The sequence below is a fragment of the Paenibacillus sp. genome (assembly GCF_035645235.1).
Taxonomy (GTDB): domain Bacteria; phylum Bacillota; class Bacilli; order Paenibacillales; family YIM-B00363; genus Paenibacillus_AE.
The window spans coordinates 33,309-41,163 of the sequence record NZ_DASQMZ010000076.1 but is presented as its reverse complement, the minus strand read 5'-3'; the positions used below and the strand labels follow the sequence as shown (position 1 = coordinate 41,163).

8 protein-coding genes are annotated in these 7,855 nt (G+C 62.8%); 5 read left to right on the top strand and 3 right to left on the bottom strand.

From position 1 onward, the window contains the following. On the bottom strand, positions 1 to 1,276 hold a 1,276-nt coding region (locus tag VEZ38_RS07390; protein WP_324892706.1), incomplete at its 3' end, for an MFS transporter. Between the two features lie 195 nt (positions 1,277 to 1,471). On the opposite strand from VEZ38_RS07390, the gene VEZ38_RS07385 reads away from it, so the two are divergent. Beyond that, positions 1,472 to 3,244, top strand: coding sequence for a glycerophosphodiester phosphodiesterase family protein (locus VEZ38_RS07385; RefSeq protein WP_324892705.1), 1,773 nt, complete (start codon positions 1,472 to 1,474; stop codon positions 3,242 to 3,244). 1 nt (position 3,245) lies between these two features. On the opposite strand, the gene VEZ38_RS07380 is transcribed toward VEZ38_RS07385, so the two are convergent. After that, positions 3,246 to 4,943: a M3 family oligoendopeptidase gene (locus VEZ38_RS07380; protein ID WP_324892704.1), complete on the bottom strand. Its 1,698-nt coding sequence runs from the start codon at positions 4,941 to 4,943 to the stop codon at positions 3,246 to 3,248. A 49-nt stretch (positions 4,944 to 4,992) separates the two neighbouring features. Next, the gene (locus VEZ38_RS07375) at positions 4,993 to 5,796 is read right to left on the bottom strand and encodes an AraC family transcriptional regulator (protein WP_324892703.1); all 804 of its coding nucleotides are present in this window, start codon (positions 5,794 to 5,796) and stop codon (positions 4,993 to 4,995) included. A gap of 125 nt (positions 5,797 to 5,921) precedes the next feature. Here VEZ38_RS07375 and VEZ38_RS07370 point away from each other — a divergent pair, with 125 nt between their 5' ends. The 4 genes from VEZ38_RS07370 to VEZ38_RS07355 all read left to right on the top strand — a co-directional run bounded on the left by VEZ38_RS07370 (position 5,922) and on the right by VEZ38_RS07355 (position 7,850). Beyond that, a complete protein-coding gene (locus VEZ38_RS07370; RefSeq protein ID WP_324892702.1) occupies positions 5,922 to 6,695 on the top strand; it encodes a phytanoyl-CoA dioxygenase family protein in 774 nt (257 codons plus the stop codon). 90 nt (positions 6,696 to 6,785) lie between these two features. Next, a complete protein-coding gene (locus tag VEZ38_RS07365; RefSeq protein WP_324892701.1) occupies positions 6,786 to 6,983 on the top strand; it encodes a hypothetical protein in 198 nt (65 codons plus the stop codon). Positions 6,984 to 6,999: 16 nt separating this feature from the next. Next, positions 7,000 to 7,476: a translation initiation factor IF-3 gene (infC, locus tag VEZ38_RS07360; RefSeq protein WP_324892707.1), complete on the top strand. Its 477-nt coding sequence runs from the start codon at positions 7,000 to 7,002 to the stop codon at positions 7,474 to 7,476. Between the two features lie 14 nt (positions 7,477 to 7,490). Beyond that, on the top strand, positions 7,491 to 7,850 hold the full coding sequence (locus tag VEZ38_RS07355) for a Lin0512 family protein (protein ID WP_324892700.1): 360 nt from the start codon (positions 7,491 to 7,493) through the stop codon (positions 7,848 to 7,850). Positions 7,851 to 7,855: the final 5 nt, after the last annotated feature.

Genomic DNA, 7,855 nt, shown 5'->3' with positions numbered 1-7,855 from the left:
GGGTCGGCGCGTCGGACTTCGGTTCGTTGCCGCCGAGCTTGAACAGCGGCACGAGCAGCAGCATGCCGAGCGTAAAGAGCACGCCGCTGACGACGTACACCGCCGCGAGCGACGAGGCGTTCATGAACAGGCCCGCGAAGGACATGCCGACGACCATCATGCCCATAAACATCGGATTAAGCACGCCGTTCACGCGGCCGACGAACGACTCCTCCGTATTTTGCAGAATCATCGTGTTAATCCCGATATGGATGCACGGGAAGAACAAGCCGTTCAACACCTGGAAACCGATCGTCAGCGGTACGCTCGTCGACAGGCCGATGCCGACGGTGCACGCCGCGCTCGCGGCCATGCCGAGCGCCAGCAGCTTGGGCGCGGACAGCTTCTTCGAAGCGGCGAAGACGAGCCCGCCGCCGACGAGCATCGCGGCGCCGTTCGCCATGAGCAGCCATTGAAGGAACGTCTTTTCCATGCCGAGGTTCACGGTCGCGACGAAGATCATCAGCGGCTGCATCAGGCCGACGGCGATGCCGGCGAGCGCGAACGTGCCGCCGAGCGTCTTTAGCACCTTGCGGCGAAAGACGTATCGGAAGCCGTCCGCGAGCTCCCGGCGGAAGTTAGCCTGCGCCGCGTCGTCCTTCGACTCGACGGCGTCCTTCGGGAGGAACGAGAGCACGAGCGCGGACAGCAGGAACATCGCGCCCATGACGCCGATCGAGACGTAAATGCCGTATTGCTGGTACACGAAGGTGCCGATCATCGGCCCGATGACCATAAAGATGGCCATGAGCGTCTGGAACATCGCCATCACCTGCTGCAGTTGGGCTTCCGGGACGTGGCGCTTAAGCAGCTTCATGCCGGATGGCATCGAGAATTGCGACAGGATCGCGGAGACGAGCGTCGCGAAGAAGATCGTCTGCCAAGAGCCGTACATGAGCGTGAGCAGCACGACAAAGACGGACACCGCCGACAGCACGTCGCACCAGACCATCGTCCGCTTCGGCCGCCATCGATCGGCGAACGTGCCGCCGACGATCGAGAACAGAAAGATCGGCGCGAATTCCGCGACGGAGATGAGGGAGACGTACACCGGGTCGTCGTTCGTTCGATCGGTGACGTACAGCAGGATGGCGAAGTTGCGAATCCAGATGCCGAGCTGCAGCAGCAGATTCGAGGCCATGATCGCTTGCACGTGCGGATTGCGGAGCAGAGAGGCGGCAGGGGACGACGATCCGCCGGCCGGGGACGGCTGCTCCGTCGTTGGGGGGGTATGCATGGTTTCACTCCTTGGTTTTTTTCCTTTTCGCTTAACGTTCCTATCATACAGCCCAACGCATGGGGGGAGTCAAGAGGCGGAAGGCGGGGCACTTTGCGGAGGCGCGCGGCGCGGTGGTAAAGTGGAGGAAATCGTTTCGCTAGAGCGGAACCGAAGCATGCGGAGGTCCCGGAACGGAAGGAGGCTCGGAGGACGTTGAAGTTGTTTCTGAAAGCCAGCGCACGGGATTTCGGACGGATTTGGAAGAAGATTCTTCTGTTCGAATCGATTTACATGATGGCGACGAGCCTCTTCTTCGCTCCGGCCATCGTTTTTCTCTTCAACCGGTTTCTGATGGCTGCGGGCTCGGGCTTGCTCCTCAACGGAGACGTGTACCGGGTGGCGCTCAGCCTCAAGGGGCTTGGCGTGTTGGCCGCCGTCGGCTTCGCGGCGAGCATTGTCGTGTTTCTCGACTTCGGCACCGTCATCGTCGTCGCGCAGCAGCGGCTGTTCGGGCGAAGCGCGCTGCTCTCCGACGCGTTCGTGACGGCGGTTCGGGCGGTGCCCCGGCTTCTCGGGCTCGGCGTCGTCCAATGGGCGCTCCTCTTGTTTACGTTTTCCCCATGGATCGATACGCCGCTCTCCGCGCTGCTGTTCGGCCACGTGAACGTGCCGATCGTGCTGGTCGACCACCTGTACGATTCGAAAATGGTTTTATTCCTATACGCGATTACCCTGATCGCTGTCGTCTACCTGTTTCTGAGGTGCATCTTCGCGCTGCATTTCGTCTTGATCGAAGGGCAGTCGACCGCGGCCGCGATTCGCAGCAGCTTCGTCTTGACGCGGAGACGGATGTGGACGATCGTCGTCCACCTCGCGCTGCTGAACGCCTTCTTCTTCGCGGCGGGCGCCGCCGCCGTCAGTTTCGCCTCGACGCTGCTCGAACGGTGGGAGCCGGCCGTCGTCCGCTTCCTCGTCAGCGAATGGTACGTCCCGTTCGCGAGCCTGCTGGCGCTCGTCCTGTCGATGCTGACCGTGCCGTTCAACCTTGTCCTCGTCACGCGTTTGTTTTACGTTATGCGCCGGGCGGAAGGCGTTCCGTTCGCGGACCGGCTGCGCATCGCGCGCAGCCGCGTGCTGCGGCGGCTGGAGGCGGCGCTTTCCGGATATTTCCGAACCCGGTCGATCCGGTTCGGCCTCGCGCTGCTCGCGCTCGTCTACGCCGCCGGCGTCCTGTCCATTCACCAGACGTACGGGGACAGGCTTGTCTACTTGGATTGGCGAACGAAGGTGATCGGCCATCGAGGCGACGTCCACGCCGCGCCCGAAAATACGCTGGCAAGCATACGCAGCGCAATCGGTAAGGGCGTCGACGCCGTCGAGGTCGACGTGCAGCTGTCGCGGGACGGCGTCGTCGTGCTCAACCACGACTACACGCTTGAGCGCGTCGCTGGCGTGCCGGCTGCCGTGCATGAGTTGACGTTCCCGGAGCTGCTTGCCCTCGAAATCCGCGGAGCCTGGACCGGGATGCCGGCCGAGCGCATCGCGACGCTCGCCGAGGCGCTGCGGGAGGCGAAGGGGAAGGCGCGCGTCGTCGTCGAAATCAAGCCGTACGGCGACAAGCGGGCGCTCGCGGCCCGCGTCGTCGAGACGATCGTCGAGGAGGGGATGGTCGAGGAGACGTACGTGCAGTCGTTCGATTACGAGGTGCTTCGCGTCGTTCGGGAGACGCTGCCGGATATGAAAATCGGGCAAATCTTGTTCGCGGCGGCCGGCAACGTCTCGACGCTGGACGTAGACTTCTATACGATTAACCAAAGCATGCTCTCCGAACGATTCATTCGCAGAGCGCACGAGGCGAATCGGGAGGTCTGGGTGTGGACGGTCAATATCGAGCGAAATATGCGGGAGGTGCTGACGTACGACGTCGACGGCGTCATCACGGATTACCCGGAACAGCTCCGTTCGCTCGTCGGCGTCGTCGAGTAGGCTACAGTGCCTTGTCGTCGATGCCGTTCAGCCAAGCGGCGATGTCGCCGACGATCGAGGAGACGCAGCCGTCTTCGAACGGAGAACGCAGACCGGCGAGGCGCACGAGGCCGGTGAACGAATCGCTGCCGCCCGCCCGACACAGCCGCACGAAGCTGTCCCACGCCTCCGCGCGGTCGCCGTTCGCCCGCTGCCAATACTGCAGCGCGCAAATTTGCGCGAGCGCGTAGTCGATATAATAGAACGGGCTTTTGAAAATGTGCTGCTGCTGGTGCCAATACCCGCCCCGCTCGAGGAACGGCATGTCGTCGTATTCGCGGCCCGGGCAATATTTGCGCTCGATCTCGCGCCACGCCGCCTTCCGTTCGGCGGGCGTCAGCTCGGGCCGTTCGTAGACGACGTGCTGAAACTCGTCGACGGCGGCGCCGTACGGGAGGAAGGTCAGCGCGCCGGACAGGTGCGAGAATTTGTATTTGTCCGTATCTTCCTCGAAAAACGACTCCATCCACGGCCAAGCGAAAAACTCCATGCTCATGGAGTGGATTTCGCACGCGTCGAGCGTCGGGTGGACGTATTCCGGCACCGTCTCCGCGAAGTCGCGGCTCAAATACGCCTGGAACGCATGCCCCGCCTCGTGCGTCAGCACGTCCACGTCGTGCGCGGTGCCGTTGAAGTTGGAGAAGATGAACGGCGCCTTCCGCGAGCCGATGAACGAGCAATACCCGCCGACGCGTTTCCCCTTTTTGCTTTCCAAATCCATCAGGCCGCCGTCCAGCAGAAACCGGAAAAATTCGTCCGTCTCCGGCGACATCTCCGCATACATCGCTTTCGCCCGCGCGACGATCCAGTCCGGACCGCCCTTCGGCGTCGGATTGCCGGTAAGGAACGAGAGGCCGTCATAGTAGCGCAGCTTATCGACGCCGAGCCGAGCGCGGCGCCGTTCGCCGAGCGCCTGCGCGACAGGAACGATGTGCTCCAGCACTTGTTCGCGGAACGCGGCGACCTGCCGCGGTCCGTAATCGGTACGAGCCATGCGGGCGTACGCGAGCTCGACGAAGTTGGCGTAGCCGAGCTTTCGAGCGATGCGCGTACGGAGCTTGACCAGGTCGTCGTAGATGCCGTCGACGATCGCTTCGTTGGCTTCGAAGAACGCGTAACGCGCGTCCGCGGCGCGCCTTCGCGTCTCTCGGTCCGTCGATTGCAGGAACGGCGCCAGCTGCGACAGCGTCCGTTCCTCGCCGTCGAAGTCGATGCGCGCCGATGCGACGAGTTTGACGTATTCGCTCGACTTCCGGTTTTCTTCCTTCAGCTCTTCGACGATCGACGGGTCGAACGTCTTCAGCCCGAGCTCGGCCGTCGCGAACAGCTGGCGGCCCCACCGCTCCTCGAGCGCGCCGCGGTGCCCGGAGGCGACGAGCGCCTTATAATAATCGTTGATCAGCCCTTGGTATACCGGGGAATGGTCGTCGATGAACGACTGCTCTTCCTTGTAAAACGGGTCCGTCGTATCGATCGTGTGCCGAATGCGCGCGATCGCGAACATGGACGAGACCGATACGCGCGCCGCATTGATCGCCTCGAACGCTTCGTTCGCGTCGTCCGCCGTCGCGGCGTCCTCGAGCCGCCGCAGCAGCTCCTTGAATCGCTTGCCGAACGCTTCTAAATCGGGCCGCTCATACGGCCAATCCTGGAATTTCATGCAAATCCACCCTTTCCTCTTACCGTAGAGTATACCGGGAACGTCAAGGCTAGACCAACTCTTCTTCGCCCCGCCAGCGCTCCGCCCGGATGGCGGACGGCGTCTTGCCGGTATGAGCCTTGACGACCCTGGCGAAATGATAAGACGTCTTGAATCCGCATCGCGCGGCGATCTCCCCGACCGGCAGCCCGGTGTGGACGAGCATGTCGACGGCGGCCAATACCCGGTAATGCCAGACGTATTTCATCGGCGTCAGCTTCTCGTGCGCGCGAAACAATCGGACGAGATGCTCGGGGGACACCCCGGCGGCGGCCGCGAGCTCCCGAAGGTTTAAATCTTCCCCGAACCTGCGATGAATCGCCTCCTTGGCCGCCGCGACCGATTCATGGACGGCGGCGGCCGGGGCGGCGGCCGCCGTCGCCGCGTACAGTCGGACCGCGGCCGCCCCGAACGCGGCGCCGACGTCGCCGACGCCCAGCATGTCCTTGGCTTTCAGCGAAAGCAAGAGATCGGTCAGCCGGTTGAAATCTTCGGTCAGCGGCAGCGTGCGCGGCAGCGACTCGAGCGTCCGCAGGGCACCCTCCGGCAGCGCGTCGACGGATACGGCGATCCAGCGATGCCAGGACGTCCGGTCCGGCGCGAACGCGAACGTCTCCGTCCGACCGGGAAGCAGCATCGCGACTTCGCCGGGGGAGACGTCGAGCGCCTCCCCGTCGATGTCTACGCGCATGCGGCCGGTATGGAGCAGGACGAACTGGATGTCCGGCTGGACGCGCGGACCGAACGTACCGCCGGGCGGGTACACGACCGTACCCGGGTATACGCCGGTCACGCAGGAGATAGGGATCGGCATGGAGAACCTCCGGTTCATTTTCTAGATCATCAATTATAGACACAATCCTATCAGATGCAGCCATTGTTCGGAAAGGGGGGCGGCGGTATGATGGAGCAAACGAGGACGAAGCGGGGGATGCAGCGATGGGTTCGCAAGCCGTAATTCCGGAGAGGCTGGAGCCGCTGGCGAAGGAGCAAATCGAATTTTTCCATGAGCACGGATACGTGCTATTTAAAAAGGGCTGCAGCAGCGATTTAATCGATGCCTTCAACGGACACATTCGCGACATCCGGTCGGTCGCCGCCGAGGAGATGCCGGAATGGGTGAAGCCGCGGAAGGCGGGCGAGGTGTTGGACAAGGATCGCTTCTCCGTTCGATTATTCAATCCGCATCAGCACGACGGCTTCTCCCGGCAGGTGATGAAGCTGCCCGTCATCCGCGGCGCGCTCGCGCAGCTGATGGGCGACGAAGCCGTCTGCGTGCAGAGCATGTATTTCTACAAGGAGCCGGGCTCCCCGGGCCAAGCGGCGCACCAGGACTATTATTATATTAAGGACGATCCGAAGACGATGGTGGCGGCGTGGATCGCGATGGAGGAGCTCGTCGACGAGGAGAACGGCTGCCTGTGGGTCATCCCCGGCACGCATCGCCTCGGGCTGCTCCCCCACGGCGCCGTCAAGGATTTGGAGGAGCACGAGGCGTATACCCACGAGACCGAAGGGATCGACTTGAAGGCGCAAATCCCCGTCGTAATGGAGAAGGGGGATATTCTCTTCTTCCACGAGCTGTTGATTCACTCCTCGAACAAAAACCGCAGCAAGGACCGGTGGCGCCGCTCGTACGTGTGCCACTATATCCGGCAAGACTCTATGGTGCTGCACCGCGAGGATTTGCGGGTGAAATATCCGTTATATTAAGGGGAACCGCTTGTTTTCGGCCCGCTCGGAGCTTCGCTCTGGGCGGGCTTCGCGGCGTTATGGTATGCTAATCGCTAGGAGGGATTTCCAATGACGCTGCACACCCTGTTAGCGAAGGATGCCATACAAATCGTGTTCGACGACGCCAAGCGACTCGTGCTGCTCGAGATGTCGTCCGGCGGATACCGGGAGCGGTACGTGGCCATGCATATCGAGCATGCGGCGGACATCGACGACATCGTCGCGGGCTTGCTCGAAGCGAAGCGGCGTCTGACCGAGGAGGCTTAAAGCGGTGGCTGTCATAATGAACGAGAAAATTAAAGCGTCCGAGGTGGCGCTGATCGGCGTCGACGGCGAGGACCTCGGCGTCGTAAAAACCAGCGAGGCGCTCGCGATGGCGAAGCGGCTCGGCGTCGACCTCGTCTGCGAGTCGCTGTACCAAAGTCCGCCTCTCTGCCGCCTCATCGGCGCCGGCGCCGCCAAAGACGCGCGGCAGCGGGAGAAAAGACAAGCGCGCGCGCCGAAGCTGAAGGAGCTGCGGCTTACGCCGCAAATCGAGGAGCATGACTTCGACACGAAGCTTTCGCAGGCCGAGCGGATTCTTAAAGGCGGCGACGCGGCGCTGCTTGTCGTGAAGCTGGCGGGGGCGAAGGAGGGCGGCGCGGCGAAGGCGCTGCTGGAGCGAATGATCGCGAGCCTCGCGCCGTACGGGACGAAGAAGACAGGCGTTCAGCTCAGCGGCAAGCAGGCCGCGGTGCAGCTGGATCCGAAAGAAGGGTAGGCGGGGAAACGGCGATGGAAAAAGTCATGTTTATCGAGCTCGGCATGGGCGTCGACCTGCACGGGCAAGACGTCACCAAAGCGGCGGTGCGGGCGGTGCAGAACGCGATTCACCGCAACTCGATGCCGGGCATCCGATCGGTGCTGCCGGACGGGAGCCTCGACCGGATGAAGGTGCGGGTCCGGCTCGCCGTCCCGGCCGACCGGGAGGGACTCGATTTGGAGGCGGTGCGCGCGGAGCTGCCGTACGGGGAAGTATCGTTCGACGTCGTCGACGGCGGCATGCTCACCTCGAGCGGCATCGTCTTGACGGACAAGGCAGACAAGAACGATCTGATTTACGTCGTCGTGGCGTCGGTAGAAGTCGGATATTAATGGGG